This is a genomic window from Variovorax stachyos, assembly GCF_051400855.1.
Classification (GTDB): domain Bacteria; phylum Pseudomonadota; class Gammaproteobacteria; order Burkholderiales; family Burkholderiaceae_C; genus Variovorax.
Window position 1 is genome coordinate 293,087 of record NZ_JBLFFN010000001.1, and the last position, 15,843, is coordinate 308,929.

Annotated in this window: 10 protein-coding genes; 2 read left to right on the top strand and 8 right to left on the bottom strand. The window is 69.3% G+C overall.

Annotated elements, in window-relative coordinates:
* Position 1: 1 nt before the first annotated feature.
* The 6 genes from ACMGEZ_RS01450 to ACMGEZ_RS01475 all read right to left on the bottom strand — a co-directional run bounded on the left by ACMGEZ_RS01450 (position 2) and on the right by ACMGEZ_RS01475 (position 10,134).
* Complete coding sequence (locus ACMGEZ_RS01450; RefSeq protein ID WP_436820463.1) at positions 2–2,284, bottom strand: NADP-dependent malic enzyme; 2,283 nt, start codon at positions 2,282–2,284, stop codon at positions 2–4.
* 39 nt (positions 2,285–2,323) lie between these two features.
* The gene (locus ACMGEZ_RS01455) at positions 2,324–3,118 is read right to left on the bottom strand and encodes an alpha/beta fold hydrolase (RefSeq protein ID WP_436820464.1); all 795 of its coding nucleotides are present in this window, start codon (positions 3,116–3,118) and stop codon (positions 2,324–2,326) included.
* Positions 3,119–3,127: 9 nt separating this feature from the next.
* Positions 3,128–4,897, bottom strand: coding sequence for a dihydrolipoyl dehydrogenase (gene lpdA, locus ACMGEZ_RS01460; RefSeq protein WP_436820465.1), 1,770 nt, complete (start codon positions 4,895–4,897; stop codon positions 3,128–3,130).
* A 13-nt stretch (positions 4,898–4,910) separates the two neighbouring features.
* Positions 4,911–6,506, bottom strand: coding sequence for a dihydrolipoyllysine-residue acetyltransferase (locus tag ACMGEZ_RS01465; protein ID WP_436820466.1), 1,596 nt, complete (start codon positions 6,504–6,506; stop codon positions 4,911–4,913).
* Positions 6,507–6,519: 13 nt separating this feature from the next.
* Positions 6,520–9,192, bottom strand: coding sequence for a pyruvate dehydrogenase (acetyl-transferring), homodimeric type (aceE, locus tag ACMGEZ_RS01470; RefSeq protein ID WP_436820467.1), 2,673 nt, complete (start codon positions 9,190–9,192; stop codon positions 6,520–6,522).
* Positions 9,193–9,429: 237 nt separating this feature from the next.
* Positions 9,430–10,134, bottom strand: a complete 705-nt coding sequence (locus tag ACMGEZ_RS01475; protein ID WP_436820468.1) for an alpha/beta fold hydrolase — start codon at positions 10,132–10,134, stop codon at positions 9,430–9,432.
* An 80-nt stretch (positions 10,135–10,214) separates the two neighbouring features.
* On the opposite strand from ACMGEZ_RS01475, the gene ACMGEZ_RS01480 reads away from it, so the two are divergent.
* Entirely contained in the window at positions 10,215–10,886 is a 672-nt protein-coding gene (locus ACMGEZ_RS01480; protein WP_436820469.1) for a histidine phosphatase family protein, read from the top strand.
* 57 nt (positions 10,887–10,943) lie between these two features.
* On the opposite strand, the gene ACMGEZ_RS01485 is transcribed toward ACMGEZ_RS01480, so the two are convergent.
* Positions 10,944–13,946, bottom strand: coding sequence for a transglycosylase domain-containing protein (locus ACMGEZ_RS01485; RefSeq protein WP_436820470.1), 3,003 nt, complete (start codon positions 13,944–13,946; stop codon positions 10,944–10,946).
* A 151-nt stretch (positions 13,947–14,097) separates the two neighbouring features.
* Between ACMGEZ_RS01485 and ACMGEZ_RS01490 the strand changes: the two genes are divergently transcribed.
* On the top strand, positions 14,098–14,460 hold the full coding sequence (locus tag ACMGEZ_RS01490) for an SPW repeat protein (protein WP_436820471.1): 363 nt from the start codon (positions 14,098–14,100) through the stop codon (positions 14,458–14,460).
* A 15-nt stretch (positions 14,461–14,475) separates the two neighbouring features.
* On the opposite strand, the gene ACMGEZ_RS01495 is transcribed toward ACMGEZ_RS01490, so the two are convergent.
* The gene (locus ACMGEZ_RS01495; protein WP_436820472.1) at positions 14,476–15,834 is read right to left on the bottom strand and encodes a tetratricopeptide repeat protein; all 1,359 of its coding nucleotides are present in this window, start codon (positions 15,832–15,834) and stop codon (positions 14,476–14,478) included.
* Between the last annotated feature and the right edge of the window lie 9 nt (positions 15,835–15,843).

Sequence of the window (15,843 nt, forward strand, 5' to 3'; positions counted from 1 at the left end):
CTCAGGCTGCACCGCGTTGCGAGTCGGCATCGACCACCGCCAGCGCCGTCATGTTGACGATGCGGCGCACGGTGGACGACGGCGTGAGGATGTGCACCGAGCGCGCAGCGCCCAGCAGGATGCCGCCGACCGTGATGCCGCTGCCGGCCGCCATGCGCAGCAGGTTGTAGGAGATGTTGGCCGCGTCGACGTTGGGCATGACGAGCACGTTGGCCTCGCTCTCCAGCGCCGAGTCCGGGAACTCGTGGTCCAGGATCGACTTCGAGAGCGCCGCGTCGCCGCGCATCTCGCCTTCCACCGCGAGCTTCGGATCGCTCGCCTTGATGATCGCGAGCGCCTCGCGCATCTTCGCGGCCGAGGGCGCGTTCGAGCCGCCGAAGTTGGAATGCGACAGCAGCGCCACGCTGGGCGTCACGCCGAAGCGGCGCACCTCTTCGGCGGCGAGCAGCGCGATCTCCGCGACCTGCGCCGCATCGGGGTCGCGGTTGACGTGCGTGTCGCAGATGAAGAGCTGGCGCCCCGGCAGCATCAGCATCTGCATGGCAGCCAGGGTCTTGGTGCCGGGGCGCAGGCCGATCACGTCGCGCACATGGCGCAGGTGGTCGCCGTAGCCGCCGAGCGTGCCGCACAGCATGGCGTCGGCGCGTCCCTGGCGCACCAGCATGGCCGCGAGCAGGGTGCCGCGGCTGCGCATCTCGGTTTGCGCCACCAGGCGCGAGACACCCTCGCGGCGCTTGAGCTGGAAGTAGGACTCGGCGGCGTCATCGTGCACGGCGGGATCGAGCGGGTCGACGGCCTCGCAGTCGCTGCCCAGTGCCAGGCGCAGGCCGTACTGTGCGATGCGCTCGGCGATCACCTCGGGGCGGCCCAGCAGCAGCGGCCGCGCCAGGCCTTCGTCCACCACCACCTGCGCGGCGCGCAGCACGCGCTCGTCCTCGCCTTCGGCGTAGACCACGCGCTTGGGCGACTGCTTGGCGGCTGCGAACAGCGGCTGCATGCTGCTGCCCGACTGGTAGACGAACTGCGACAGGCGCTGGCGGTAGGCCTTCATGTCGGCAATGGGCCGCGTCGCCACGCCGCTGTCGACCGCGGCCTGCGCCACCGCAGGCGCGACGGCCTCGATCAGGCGCGGGTCGAAAGGCTTGGGGATCAGGTAGTCGCGGCCGAAGCGCAGGCCGAGCGCACCGTAGGCCTGCGCCACCACTTCGGGGATCTCGGCATGCGCGAGCTCCGCGATGGCGCGCACGGCGGCCAGCTTCATCTCCTCGTTGATGGTGGTGGCGCCCACGTCGAGCGCGCCACGGAAGATGAACGGAAAGCACAGGACGTTGTTGACCTGGTTCGGATAGTCCGAGCGCCCGGTGCCGAGGATGGCGTCGGGGCGCACGGCGAGCGCATCCTCCGGCAGGATCTCCGGCGTCGGGTTGGCCATCGCGAGAATGATCGGGTCCCGCGCCATCTCCTTCACCATCTCGGGCTTGAGCACCCCGCCGGCCGAGAGGCCGAGGAAGATGTCGGCACCGCCGATCACGTCGGCCAGCTTGCGCGCCGGGGTGTCCTGCGCGTAGCGGGCCTTGTTCGGGTCCATCTGCTCCTTGCGCCCGGTGTAGACCACGCCCGCACTGTCCGACACGTAGATGTTGTGCATCGGCAGGCCGAGGTTCACGATCAGGTCGAGGCAGGCCAGTGCCGCCGCGCCGGCGCCCGAGGCCACCAGCTTCACCTCGCGGATGTCCTTCTTCACGTGCCGCAGCGCGTTGAGGATGGCGGCTGCCGCGACGATCGCGGTGCCGTGCTGGTCGTCGTGGAAGACCGGGATCTTCATGCGCTCGCGCAGCTTCTTCTCGATGTAGAAGCACTCGGGCGCCTTGATGTCCTCCAGGTTGATGCCGCCGAAGGTGGGCTCCATACGCGCGATGGTGTCGATGAGCGCGTCGGGATCGGTCTCGTCGAGCTCGATATCGAATACGTCGATGCCGGCGAACTTCTTGAACAGGCAGCCCTTGCCTTCCATCACCGGCTTGCCGGCCAGCGCGCCGATGTTGCCGAGCCCGAGCACCGCCGTGCCGTTGGTGATGACCGCCACCAGGTTGGCGCGCGAGGTGAGGTTCATGGCCTGCGCCGGGTCGCGCGCGATCTCCATGCAGGCGTCCGCCACGCCGGGCGAGTAGGCGAGCGCGAGATCGCGCTGCGTGGCCATCGGCTTGGTCGGGTTCACCGAGATCTTGCCGGGCGTGGGATAGCGGTGATAGTCGAGGGCGGCTTCGCGCAGCGTGTCGGACATGAGGCGGTCTCCGTTTGTCTGTAGGGGCGTGGCTGAGGGTCAGTTCCGGGCGAGCGCGCAGGCATCGCGCAGCCAGTCGTTCAATCCGCACAGCAGGGCTTCGGGCTGGTCCGCGTGCACCCAGTGGCCGGCGCCGGCAATGCGCTCGAGCTCGGCGCCCGGAAACAGCGCCCGGATGCCCGGCAGGGATGCGGGTTGAAGGTAGTCGGACTCCGCGCCCGCGATGAAGAGCGCGGGTCCTTCGTAGCGCGCATCGCGCAGCGTCGAGGGAAAGTCGCAGAGATCGCGCATGCACAGGCCCGTCGCGAGCAGGTTGAGCCGCCAGTCGAAGCGGTCGCGCTCCCGGCGCAGGTTCTGCATCATGAAGTCGGCCGGCGCATCGGCGCTCAGGCTTTCGGCCAGTGCCCGGCGGATCTCGCGGCGGCCGGCCGCGCCGGCCGCGTCGAGGCTGCGCATGGCCGATACGTAGGAGGAGAACTGCCCTGCGTAGCTTTCGGGTGCAATGTCGATCACGGCCACGCCGCCGAGGGCGTGCGGGTGCGAAAGTGCCAGCGTCATCGCCGTCTTGCCGCCCATGCTGTGGCCGACGACGAAGGGCCGCTGCAGCCCCTCCTGTTCGATGAGCGCGAGCACGTCCTGCGCCATCTCGGCGTACGACATGGACTCGGCCCAGGGCGAGGCGCCGTGGTTGCGTGCGTCGGGCAGGTAGACGCGGTAGTCCGCGGCCAGCGACTGCGCGACATGGACCCAGTTGCGTCCGGCACCGAACAGACCATGCAGGATGACGACCGGGGGACCGGACCCCAGGGCCTCGAAAGCGAGTTCCAGTGGCATGCGTGCGGCCTACTTCTTCTTCGCCGGGGGCAGGTCGGTGCAGACGCCCTCGAAGAGCTCGGCCGCCATGCCGATGGATTCGCCGAGCGTGGGATGCGGATGGATGGTCTTGCCGATGTCGCCGGGCTCGCAGTTCATCTCGATGGCCAGGCACAGCTCGCTGATCAGGTCGCCCGCATGCGTGCCGACGATGCCGCCGCCGACGATGCGGTGCGTGGCCTCGTCGAAGATCAGCTTGGTGAAGCCCTCGTCGCGCCCATTGGCGATGGCACGGCCCGATGCGGCCCAGGGGAACACGGCCTTGCCGATCTTCAGGCCCTCGGCCTTGCACTGCTCCTCGGTCTTGCCGGCCCAGGCGACCTCCGGGTCGGTGTACGCCACCGATGGAATCTGCCGCGCATCGAAGTGCGCCGCCTCGCCGTACGCCGCCTCTGCCGCCACGTGCGCCTCGTGCACCGCCTTGTGGGCGAGCATGGGCTGCCCGACGATGTCGCCTATGGCGAAGATGTGCGGCACGTTGGTGCGCATCTGCCTGTCGACATCGATGAAGCCGCGCTCGGTGACGGCCACGCCGGCCTTGTCGGCGCCGATCTTCTTGCCGTTGGGGCTGCGGCCCACCGCCACGAGCACCAGGTCGTAGAGCTGCGGCTCCTTCGGTGCCTTCTCGCCTTCGAAGCTGACTTCGATGCCGGCTTTGGTCGCCTTGCCACCCACCGTCTTGGTCTTGAGCATGACGTTGTCGAAGCGCGGCGCGTTGAACTTCTCCCACACCTTGACGAGGTCGCGGTCGGCGCCCTGCATCAGGCCGTCGAGCATCTCGACCACGTCGATGCGCGTGCCGAGCGTCGAATAGACGGTCGCCATCTCGAGGCCGATGATCCCGCCGCCGATCACCAGCATGCGCTTCGGGATGCCCTTGAGCAGCAGCGCGCCGGTGGAATCGACCACGCGTTCGTCGTCGGGCATGAAGGGCAGCTTCACCGACTGCGAGCCTGCGGCGATGATGGCCTTGGCGAACTTCACCACCTTCTTCGCGCCGCCCGCGCCCGTCACTTCGACGTGGTGCGCATCGAGGAAGCTGCCGACGCCGGTGACGACCTCGACCTTGCGTGCCTTCGCCATGCCGGCCAGGCCGCCGGTGAGCTTCTTGACGACGCCGTCCTTGAACTCGCGCAACGCATCGACGTCGATCTCGGGCGCCGTGTACTTGATGCCGTGCTTGCCGAGCAGCTTGACCTCGTCCATCACGCCGGCGGTGTGCAGCAGCGCCTTCGAGGGGATGCAGCCGACGTTGAGGCACACGCCGCCGAGGCTGGCGTAGCGCTCCACCAGCACCGTCTTCATGCCGAGGTCGGCGCTGCGGAAGGCGGCCGAATAGCCGCCGGGGCCGGCGCCCAGCACGAGCATCTCGCATTCGATGTCGGCCTTGCCGGCGTAGCTGCCGGCCGTGGGTGCGGGAGCGGCGGCGGCCGGTGCTGCACCAGCTGCCGGCGGGGGCGCAGGGGTCGGCGCAGCAGCGGAAGCGGCGGCCGATGTTTCGAGCATCAGGATGACCGAGCCTTCGCTCACCTTGTCGCCGAGTGCGACCTTCAGCTCCTTCACGGTGCCGGCATGGCTCGACGGGATCTCCATCGAGGCCTTGTCCGACTCCACCATGATCAGGCCGGTATCGACCGCGATGACCTCGCCGGGCTTGACCAGCAGCTCGATGATCGCGACATCCTTGAAGTCGCCGATGTCGGGGACCTTGACTTCCACCGTGCGTGGGGTTTGTGCCATTGGGAAGCTTCCTTCAGAACAGCACGCGCCGCAGGTCGGCGAGCACGTTGGCGAAATAGACGTTGAAGCGCGCGGCGGCAGCGCCGTCGATCACGCGGTGGTCCCACGACAGGGACAGCGGCAGCGTGAGGCGCGAGCTGTAGGTCTTGCCGTCGCTGGAGTGCTGCTTCCAGTAGCTCTTGCACACGCCCATGATGGCGACCTCGGGCGCGTTGATGATCGGCGTGAAGTAGATGCCGCCGATGCCGCCGAGCGAGCTGATGGTGAAGGTGCCGCCCGACATCTGGTCGGGCTTGAGCTTGCCGTCGCGCGCGAGCTTGGCGAGCTCGCCCATCTCCTTGGCGATCTCGGGCACGGTCTTCTTGTCGACGTCGCGGATCACCGGCACCATGAGGCCGTTGGGCGTGTCGGCCGCGAAGCCGATGTGCCAGTAGTTCTTGAGCACCAAAGCGTCGCCGTCGAGGCTGGCGTTGAACTCGGGGAACTTCTTCAGCGTGGCAACGGCCGCCTTCATCATGAATGGCAGCATGCTGATCTTCACGCCCGACTTTTCCAGCTCCTTGTTCATCTGCACGCGAAAAAGCTCGAGCTCGCCGACGTCGGCCTCGTCGTGCGTCGTCACGTGCGGAATGACGACCCAGTTGCGGTGCAGGTTGGCGGCGCTGATCTTCTTGATGCGCGACAGTTCCTTGCGCTCGATCGGTCCGAACTTGGCGAAGTCGACCTTGGGCCAGGGCAGCAGGTCGATGCCACCCACGCCACCGCCTGCGGGCGCTGCGGCGGGCTTGCCTGCGGCCGGCGCAGCGACTGCACCGCCGCCCTTCGCGTAGGCCTCGACGTCGGCGCGCACGATGCGGCCGTGGTCGCCGGTGCCCTTGAGCTTGCCGAGATCGACGCCGAGCTCGCGTGCGAGCTTGCGCACGGCAGGGCCGGCGTAAGCGAGCGCGAAGGCTGCCTCATCGATGGCGCCGGGGGATGCGGCAGCCTTTGCCGGTGCGGGCGCGGCTGCAGCAGGCGCGGCCGGCGCAGCGGGCGGCGTCGCAAGCGAGGCATCGCCGGTCGCGAGCGACAGGATCACCGAGCCCTCGCTGACCTTGTCGCCGATCTTGACGCCGATGGCCGTCACCACGCCCGAGAGCGGCGCGGGCACGTCCATCGTGGCCTTGTCGGATTCGAGCGAGACGATCGGGTCCTCGGCCTTCACCGTGTCGCCGACCTTCACGAAGATCTCGATGACGGGCACGTCCCTGAAGTCGCCGATATCGGGCACGCGCACCTCGGCCACGCCGGCCGGCGCGCTGGTGGCGGAGGGCGCGGCACTCACGCTGGGCTTGGCGGCTTCTGCCGGCGCGGGCACCACGGCCACGCCGTCGGCCTTGAAGCTCATGATGACGCTGCCTTCGCTGACCTTGTCGCCCAGCTTCACGGCGATGGCCTCGACCACGCCGCCGCGCGGCGCAGGCACGTCCATCGTGGCCTTGTCGGATTCGAGCGAGACCAGCGCGTCTTCGGCCTTCACCGTGTCGCCCGGCTTCACGAAGATCTCGATGACGGGCACATCGCTGAAGTCGCCGATGTCGGGAACCTTGATGTCGATTGCGTTGCTCATTTTTTCTCGTGCCTCAGACGGTCCAGGGGGCGGCGCGCTCGGCATCGAGCCCGTACTTCGCGATCGCGTCGGCGACGACGGCGGGCTTGATCACGCCGTCATCTGCCAGCGCCTTGAGCGCCGCCACCACGACGTGCCAGCGGTCGACCTCGAAGAAGCGGCGCAGCTTGCGGCGGTAGTCGCTGCGGCCGAAGCCGTCGGTGCCCAGTACCGTGTAGCGCCGGCCCGCGGCCTGCACGTACTCGCGCACCTGGTCGGCGTAGTTGCGCATGTAGTCGGTGGCCGCGATCACGGGGCCGTCGTGGCCTTCGAGGCATTGCTCGACGTGGCTCTTGCGTGCGGGCTCGGTGGGATGCAGGCGGCTCCAGCGCTCGGCGGCCATGCCGTCGCGGCGCAGCTCGTTGTAGCTGGTGGCGCTCCACACATCGGCGGCGATGCCGAAGTCGTTCTTGAGCAACTCGGCCGCGAACATCACCTCGCGCAGGATGGTGCCGCTGCCCATGAGCTGCACGCGCTGACCCTTCTTGGGTGTCTTGCCGCCATCGCTGAGCTGGTAGAGGCCCTTGAGAATGCCCGCCTCGCTGCCCTCCGGCATGCCGGGGTGCGGGTAGTTCTCGTTCATCAGGGTGATGTAGTAGTAGACGTCCTCCTGCTTGGCGTACATGCGGCGCATGCCGTCGCGCACGATCGCGACCACCTCGTAGGCGAAGGTGGGGTCGTACGAGACGCAGTTGGGGATGGTGCCGGCCAGGATGTGGCTGTGGCCGTCCTCGTGCTGCAGGCCCTCGCCGTTGAGCGTGGTGCGGCCCGCGGTGCCGCCCAGCAGGAAGCCGCGCGCACGCATGTCGCCGGCCAGCCAGGCCAGGTCGCCCACCCGCTGCAGGCCGAACATCGAGTAGTAGATGTAGAAGGGGATCATCGGCACGTTGTTCGTGCTGTACGAGGTGGCCGCGACGATCCAGCTGGACATCGCGCCGCCCTCGTTGATGCCTTCCTGCAGCACCTGCCCGTCCTTCGACTCGCGGTAGTACATCAGCTGGTCGGCGTCCTGCGGCTTGTAGAGCTGGCCGAGCGAGGACCAGATGCCGAGCTGGCGGAACATGCCCTCCATGCCGAAGGTGCGCGACTCGTCGGGCACGATGGGCACCACGTGCTTGCCGATGGCCTTGTCGCGCACCAGCGTGCCGAGCATCTGCACGAAGGCCATGGTGGTGGAGATCTCGCGCTCGCCGGTGTCCTTGAGCAGCCGCTCGAAGGTGGCCAGCGGCGGGATCTCCAGCGCGACCGACTTGCGGCGCCGCTGCGGCAGGTAGCCGCCGAGCGCGGCGCGGCGCTCGCGCAGGTACTGCATCTCGGGGCTGTCCTCGGCGAGCCGGATGAAGGGCACGTTGGGCAGCTCTTCATCGGACACCGGGATCTGGAAGCGGTCGCGGAAGCCGCGCAGCGCGTCCTGCGTCATCTTCTTGGCCTGGTGCGCGATCATCTGGCCCTCGCCCGATTCGCCCATGCCGTAGCCCTTCACCGTCTTGGGCAGGATCAGGGTGGGCTGGCCCTTGTGCTTGACGGCGGCGGCATAGGCGGCGAACACCTTCTCGGGGTCGTGGCCGCCGCGGGTCAGTGCCCAGATCTGCTCGTCGCTCAAGTCCGCGACCAGGGCCCTGGTCTCTTCGTACTTGCCGAAGAAGTGCTCCCGCACGTAGGCGCCGCTCTTGCTCTTGAAGTCCTGGTATTCGCCGTCGACGCATTCCTCCATGCGCTGCAGCAGCTTGCCGCTCTTGTCCTTGGCGAGCAGCGCGTCCCAGCCGCTGCCCCAGAGCACCTTGATGACGTTCCACCCGGCGCCGCGGAACACGCTCTCGAGCTCCTGCACGATCTTGCCGTTGCCGCGCACCGGGCCGTCGAGGCGCTGGAGGTTGCAGTTGATGACGAACACGAGGTTGTCCAGGCTTTCGCGGCCCGCGAGCGAGATGGCGCCGAGCGATTCGGGCTCGTCCATCTCGCCGTCGCCCATGAAGGCCCAGACCTTGCGCGGCGCCGTCTCGGCAAGCCCGCGCCCCTGCAGGTACTTGAGGAAGCGCGCCTGGTAGATGGCCATCAGCGGGCCCAGGCCCATCGACACCGTGGGGAACTGCCAGAAGTCGGGCATGAGCCAGGGGTGCGGGTACGACGGGATGCCGTTGCCCTCGGCCTCCTGGCGGTAGTTGAGCAACTGCTGCTCGCTCAGGCGGCCTTCGAGGAAGGCGCGCGCATAGATGCCGGGCGAGCTGTGGCCCTGGATGAAGAGCAGGTCGCCGCCGTGCGTGTCGGTGGCCGCGTGCCAGAAGTGGCCGAAGCCGATGTCGTAGAGGGTGGCCGCCGACTGGAAGCTGGCGATGTGGCCGCCGAGCTCGGACGAGTCCTTGTTGGCGCGCAGGATGATCGCCATCGCGTTCCAGCGGATGATGGAGCGCAGGCGGTGCTCGATCTCGCGATTGCCCGGGGACTTTTCCTCCTTCTCGGGCGGGATGGTGTTCTTGTAGGCGGTGGTCAGCGAACGGGGCACGTACACACCGTCGCGGCGGCCCTCGTCGACGAGGCGGTTCAAGAGGAAATTCGCGCGCTCGCCGCCGCGGTGCTGTTGAACCGCACCGAGCGCGTCGATCCATTCGCTGGTTTCCGTGGGGTCAAGGTCACCCATGGTGCTCATCGATTTGTCTCCTGTGTCATGGCCGTGACCCGTGTCGGGCGACGCGGCCGGCCTTGGACAGAGCAATCGATGTGCCACGCGGTGCGCGGCGCGGAAGGCGCGTTAAGTTGTTGATTTCACGAGGGGTGGGCGCAGAAGGAGGCGAGTGCGCCGCCGACCATCCGGATGCGGAGCGAAAGCGCTGTCCGATTCACCGGACCGGTGATTGGGGCAAACCCTGAAAAGGCCCGCCGCGTTTCAGGCCGCCAGGCGCTGCAGCCAGGGCATCAGCGCGGCGTTGACCTCGGCGGGCTTCTCCATCGTCAGCATGTGGCCGCAGCGCTCTATCCACACGAGCTCGGCCTGCGGCACCAGCTGGGCGATCTCCTGCGAGCATTCCGGGGGCGTCAGGCGATCGGCATCGCCGCAGACGACGAGCACCGGGCAGCGCAGCGACGCGAGCGACGGACGCTGGTCCGGCCGCGTCATCAGCGCACGGTTCTGGCTGATGAGCTGCTGCGCGCCCGCATCGAGCACGAGTTCCACATAGCGCCGCACCAGCGCGGCATCGCCGGCCTGCTCGGGATGGAAGGCGAAGCCCGCATTGAACTGGATCACGTCGCGTGCCTCGCCCTGCTCGAAGAGCTCGATCGCCGAGGCGCGCAGCTCGAACATCTCGGGCGTCTCGGGCCGCGGGTTGGTGCCCAGCAGCGCCAGGCCTGCGATGCGCCCGGGCGCCTGGCGCGCGGCCTCCATCGCGACCATGCCGCCCATCGAGGCGCCGCAGAGGACCAGCGGGCCTTCATGCTCGCGCAGCACGGCTTCGGCCATGGTCTCGATGCTCGGGTGGCGCATGTGGGCGTCGCTCACGCGGACGTCGATGCCGGCGGGCAGGGCGGGTAGCTGGGCTTCCCAGAGGCGCTCGTCGCAGGCGAGGCCGGGCAACAGGACAAGACGGGGCATGGGCCGATTCTCGGCCATCCGGGTGCGGCCGCCCGATGCCTCGGGCCCGACATGTGTTGCGAGGACAATAGCTTCATCCCATGTCCACAGACCTCATCCTGATCCGCCACGGCGAGACCGACTGGAATCGCGAGCTGCGCTTCCAGGGCCACATCGACGTTCCCCTCAACGACACCGGCCACGAGCAGGCACGCCGGCTCGGCCTGCGCGTCGCGCGCGAATCGGTGCAGCACCTGGTCTGCAGCGATCTCCTGCGGGCCCAGCAGACGGCGGCGCCGGCGGCGCAGCAGCTGGGTCTCGAGGTCGTCACCTCGGTCGAGTTGCGCGAGCAGAACTTCGGCGTTGTCGAAGGCATGCGGGCCGACGAGATCCAGCGCCTGCATCCGCGTGCCTGGGAAGACTGGCTCAAGTTCAGCGAGGACCATCGCATGCCCGAAGGCGAGTCGCCGCGCGAATTCCATGCGCGGGTCATCGATGCGCTCGGCCGGATTGCGGCCGCGCACCAGCAGCAGACGGTGATGGTGGTGACGCACGGCGGCGTCCTCGACATGGTGTGGCGCACCGCCAGGGGACTGGGCCTCGACGGCCCGCGCCAGAGCGCGATCCCCAATGCCGGCTTCAACCGCATTCGCATCGCCGACGCCAGCAGGCCCGCACAGATCGAGATCGTCGACTGGGCCGATACCGCGCATCTCGATGGCATGCCGGCGCAGCCCAACTACGACCAGCGGCGGCACCTGGGCAAGTCGTGAGCCGCGCAGGCGCTCCGACGGCGACCAGCACCGCAGCCGAAGGCGAAGGTACTCCGGTCAGCCGCGATCGCCGGCGCAGCCCTCGCGCTCGAGCACCGGCAGCAGCTGCGGCGCCATCGACTTGAGCAACTGCACCGGTAGCGCACTGGTGAAGCTGTAGCGGGCCGCGTACGGCTCGCGCACGTAGGCCACGATCGTGCCGAAATAGCGGTCGCCGAGCGTGAAGACGAAAGTGGCCGTGCGTTCGACCTTGCGCTCCGCGATCACGCGCCCGCCGCGTCCGATGACCTGGTAGCGGTGGTCGCCGGTGCCGGTCTTGCCGGCGAGCTGGATGGGGCGCCCCGTCGCATCCGGCACGGCATCCTTGAGGCGGCGTGCGGTCCCGTTGCTCACCACGTCGGCCAATGCCCGGCGCGCGGCCTGCGCCACCTCGGGCGCCAGCAGCTGTTGCGCAGCTGCGCCGCGCTGCTCGAGCCGTGTCTCGTAAGGCATGTCGCGCGCGAAGTGCAGCGCGCTCACGCGCTGCTCCGGCAGCCGCCGGCCGTCGTTGGCCAGGATGCCCATCAATTCGGCCAGTGCCGCCGGCCGGTCGCCCGAGGCGCCGATCGCACTGGCGTACGAGGGCGTCAGCGAGGCGAAGGGGTAGCCCAGGCGCTGCCATGAGCGATGGATCTGGGCGAAGGCATCGCGCTCGAGGAGCTCGCGGATGCGCCGGTCCTGTGCGCTCTTGTGGCGCGTCCTGAAGAGCCATGCGTAGGCGTCCTGCCGTTCCTGCACGCTCGCGTCCAGCACCTCGGTGAGCGTCGCGCCGGGATGTTGCTGCAGATGGCCGACCAGCCACAGCTCCAGCGGATGCACGCGCGCCACGTAGCCGCGGTCGGCCAGCGACAGGCTCGAGTACGTGCTGTGCATTGCACGCAGCGCCCGCGGCTTGCGGTCGCCGCGTCCGATGCGGTGCGTGAGGAACTCGTCGAGCCGCGCCTCGTCGGCTTCCGGTTCGAGGGTGAAAAGCACGCTCGCGAGTCGCGGTGCCGATGGGTGCACGCCCTTGAGCAGCAGTGCTCGGGCCTCGGCGGGCGACTTGCCCTGGTACTTCCGGTGGAAGCGCGTCAGGTAGGCAGAGCCCTCGCGGTCGGCGAAGAGGACCAGCATCTCGCGCCGGCCCGGGTCGGATGGATCCTCCAGCATGCCGCGCCCGGCGGCTTCGTCGCCGTACATCCGGTGGCGCACGATGTCGCGCATCACGCGGATGAACACCAGGTTGACCGAGTGCCTGAAGGCTTCCTGCACCGTCATCGGCCCGCCGCGCGTGCGATCGAAGTTGCTGAAGCTGTGCAGGCCGCCGCCGGTGAAGAAGGCCTCGCCCGCCCCTGCCGAGTAGCGCCGCTGCATCGCCGCCTCGAGCATCGGGGCCAGGCTGCGGTCGCGGGCGCGCAGCAGGTATTCGCGCGCCCAGGTGCCGAGCGGATCGCGCTTGCTCGGTGTCCAGGCGGCGAGGGCGGATGCATCGCGCCCGGCCCAGCGTTCGTGCAGCTCGGCGACCAATTCGAGGTAGCTCACCAGCGTGCGCAGCTTGGCGGTGGAACCGAGGTCCAGGCGTGCGCCCTGGTTCACGTCGAAGGGCTGGTCGATGTTGTCGGCCTGGATGCGCGGCAGGTTGGCGTGTGCGCCGCGCTCGTAGAGGGTGAAGCTGTAGACAAGGTGGCGTGGGTCGTCGCCCGGGTCGAGCAGGTGATGGCCGTACAGCCCTGCAGCCTTGGCGCCCGCCGGGGTGCGCAGGGTGGCCAGCGCCCGTGCCGCGATCGCCTGCGCCTCGCTGTCCACGCTGCCGTCCACCTCGAGGTCGAGCCGCTCGAGATCGTAGGCGCGCGGCACGCCGAGCAGGGCGGACACATCGCCGCGCAGGGCATTCAGCCCCTTGCGCTCGACGAAGTCGGGCCGAGGCCTCGCCGGCCGAGCGGCCGTGCGCTGCAGGGAGACCTGCAACGCCGCATCGCGCAGAGAGGGCGCGATGACGCCCGCGTCCGCCATCAGCCGCAGATAGCTGTCGGTGAGCCGGTCCAGGCCCGCGCCCTTGTCCAGCAGGTGCTGCGAGGGCCGGCGCTGCGCGACCATCAGCGACAGCGCCTGCTTGAAGGCCTCGGCCTGGCGCCGCAGCGCTTCGTCGGACGGCGCGGCACCCTCGGCGTTGTCGGACAGCAGCCGGTTGACCTCGCGCACGTCGCGCCCATACCAGGCCCACAGGCCATCGCCGAGGCCATGCACCTCGCCGACGCCGGGCCGGGCGGCCAGCGGCACGGTGTCCAGGTAGTCGACCACGACCTGGCGCCGCCGCGCCTGCGTGTCTTCGCCGTCCTGGTAGGCGCGCAGCGAGGCCGATGCCATCTGGCGCAGCTTGTCGCTGATCGACTGGGTGCGGCCCTGGGGCGAATGGCGGTACTTCTCGATCTGGGTGGCCAGCGTGCTGCCGCCGGAGGCCGATTGCCGCGCACCCACGGCCCGGTGCAGCTGCTCGAACGTCGCCTTGGCGAAGCGCTCGGGGTCGACCGCCGGATTGCGCTGGGCCGGCTCCGCGTCCAGCAGGTGGCGGTCCTCGACGAAGAGCAGGGCGTCCACCAGCAGCGGGGGTACCTCCTCGAAGCGTTCGTACACGCGCCCGGGCGCCCGCGTTTGCGACAGGGTCCGGGCGCGGCAGTCGCGCACCGTCAGGCCGGCCTGGCTCTTGTCGCGGTAGGGGCCGTAGAGCCCGTGCTCGTGCAGGTCGATGAGCCGCGGCGACATGCGGGCCTGCTGCGTAACCTGGTAGCCGCGGGACTGCAGGCGCTCGATGAACGCCGGAAGCTGGCGGTAGCCGAGCCGCTCGTCGTAGGGACCCGATTGCGGGAAGCGGATGGCGTCGCTGGGCCCGGCGTCCAGGCTGAAACGCGCGTCGCGCCCCAGGTCGCGCCAGAAGGCCGACTGCAGCCTCGAAGTCCTGAGCTCGTCCACGGTGAAGGCGACGAGCGCGGCCACGGCGGCGAGCCCCGCGCCAAGCCAGAAGACCGTCTTGAGCCTCGCCACCAACTGCCTCGTTGTTGAGCCCGTACCGTAAGGTTCTTCAGCCCGAATGATGCTCCTTTCGGAGCATTTTTGGGAACGGGTGGCCTGGAACCTGCGACGGGCACAAGGCTCCAAGAGGGGCCGGCGTTTCCAGCCGGCAGGAGGTACGACCATGTTCCAACTGAAACATTGGCAAGACCCGGTGAATGGGGCGCTGGGTGCCTGGCTGCTTCTTTCGCCCTGGATCCTGGGCTATTCCGGCGAGCCGGCCGCGATGCCCAACGCGCTGATCGTCGGCGTCGCTCTGATCGCCGTCGCGCTCGGCGCCATGCTGCTTCCCCGGGCCTGGGAAGAATGGACCGAAGCGGCGCTCGGCCTGTGGCTGATGGTGTCGCCCTGGGTGCTGCGCTTCAACGGCAATGCCGACGCCATGCTCACTGCGGTCATCACCGGCCTTGTGGTGCTGGTGCTGGCGGCATGGACCCTGCTGACGGACAAGGAATACAGCCGCTGGTGGGACCGCGCCGCGCACTGAGCGCGGGCCCGGGGCCTAGGCCGGGCGCCTGGCGAGCGGGCGGTCGGGCACGAGTTGCGGGAGCCCCAGCGACGCGTAGACCTTGCCGGCCTGCCGCCGCAGGCGCCGCGATTCCGGCTGGGCATTGACCTGCTGCTGCAGAAGGCCCTGGGCGCTCGCCAGCGCCGCTGCGCTTCCGGTGGCGATCAGGGCGTCGAGGTACAGCTGCTCGAAGAGGTCGCGCTGGGCATGGCTGCCGCCGATTTCCACCAGGCGCGGCAGCGCCAGGCCCAGCCCTTCGACAGCGCCGGCAGCGTCGCCCCGTGCATGGGCCAGCAGGCCACGAGCGGCGGGCACCGCCACGCGCTGCCAGGCGGCGCGCGTGGAAGGCGCGGCCTGCGGTGCGAAGGCCTCGATGTTTTGCAGCAGGCGCTCGGCGTCGGGCCGGCCGGCACGCGCCAGGCCGTAGAGGTACTGCAGGTCTAGGAAGGGCAGCACATGGTCGTCGAGCCGCTGCCCGAGATAGCCGGCCAGCGCCTGCCAGCGCTCGCCGACCTCGATGCCCGCGAGCTCGAGGCGCGCGAGCAGCGACACGGCGCCGATCTGGTCCTGCGAGTAGTCCTTGGCCACGCCCCACACCTGCTCGTCGTAGACGGCGAGCGCCTCGGCATCGCGGCCCAGGTCGATCAGGAACAGCGCCACATGCCACCAGTTGTGGGTGACCATGAAGGAGTTGAGGCCGACCCAGCTGTCGCTCACGCCTCGCATGAAGTCCAGGCCCTCGGCCAGCCGGCCCTCGGTCAGCATCACGTGGCCGAGCGCATGGTGGGCCCAGGGCTCCTTGCGTTCCATCGCGATCGCGCGGCGCGCACTGGCTTCGGCTTCGCGCATGAGGTGGCATTGCTCATAGCCGAAGGCCGCCATGCCGTGGAGGTAGGGTACGTCGGCCGCTGCCGGCAGTGCCGCCAGCGCCAGCCGCAGCATGCCGGGGCAGTCGCCGATGTTGAAGCAGTGGTACTGCCCCAGCTTGAGCGAGGCGAGGTCGCGCGGATGCTCGCGCGCCTGCTCGTGGTGCAAGGCGATGGCGCGCGCGATGTCGCCTTCGGCCCAGGCCGAGACGGCTTCGATGTAGCGGCGCTCGCGCGGGTTGGCGCGAGAGGCGCCGGCACGCGCGCGTTCGAGGAAGGGGCGCGCGTTGGACACGGCATCGCGCGATTCGGCGAACAGGTGCAGCGTCGCGCAGTAGGCCTGCACGAGAGGGCTGTCGTCCTGCGCCGCCGCCAGCACGTCGGCCGCGCGCGCCTCGCAGGCGATGAAGCCTTCGACGAAGTCATTGACCGCGCGCAGGCCTGCGGGGTCGGTCACCGTGATCGGGTTGCCCAGGCTGTCTTGCATGGGCCCATT

Bases quoted from the DNA above. Each gene is read 5' to 3' on its own strand.
- ACMGEZ_RS01465 (WP_436820466.1), bottom strand. From the start codon at position 6,506: ATGAGCAACGCAATCGACATCAAGGTTCCCGACATCGGCGACTTCAGC.
- ACMGEZ_RS01450 (WP_436820463.1), bottom strand. From the start codon at position 2,284: ATGTCCGACACGCTGCGCGAAGCCGCCCTCGACTATCACCGCTATCCC.
- ACMGEZ_RS01455 (WP_436820464.1), bottom strand. From the start codon at position 3,118: ATGCCACTGGAACTCGCTTTCGAGGCCCTGGGGTCCGGTCCCCCGGTC.
- ACMGEZ_RS01475 (WP_436820468.1), bottom strand. From the start codon at position 10,134: ATGCCCCGTCTTGTCCTGTTGCCCGGCCTCGCCTGCGACGAGCGCCTC.
- ACMGEZ_RS01490 (WP_436820471.1), top strand. From the start codon at position 14,098: ATGTTCCAACTGAAACATTGGCAAGACCCGGTGAATGGGGCGCTGGGT.
- aceE (WP_436820467.1), bottom strand. From the start codon at position 9,192: ATGAGCACCATGGGTGACCTTGACCCCACGGAAACCAGCGAATGGATC.
- ACMGEZ_RS01480 (WP_436820469.1), top strand. From the start codon at position 10,215: ATGTCCACAGACCTCATCCTGATCCGCCACGGCGAGACCGACTGGAAT.
- ACMGEZ_RS01495 (WP_436820472.1), bottom strand. From the start codon at position 15,834: ATGCAAGACAGCCTGGGCAACCCGATCACGGTGACCGACCCCGCAGGC.
- lpdA (WP_436820465.1), bottom strand. From the start codon at position 4,897: ATGGCACAAACCCCACGCACGGTGGAAGTCAAGGTCCCCGACATCGGC.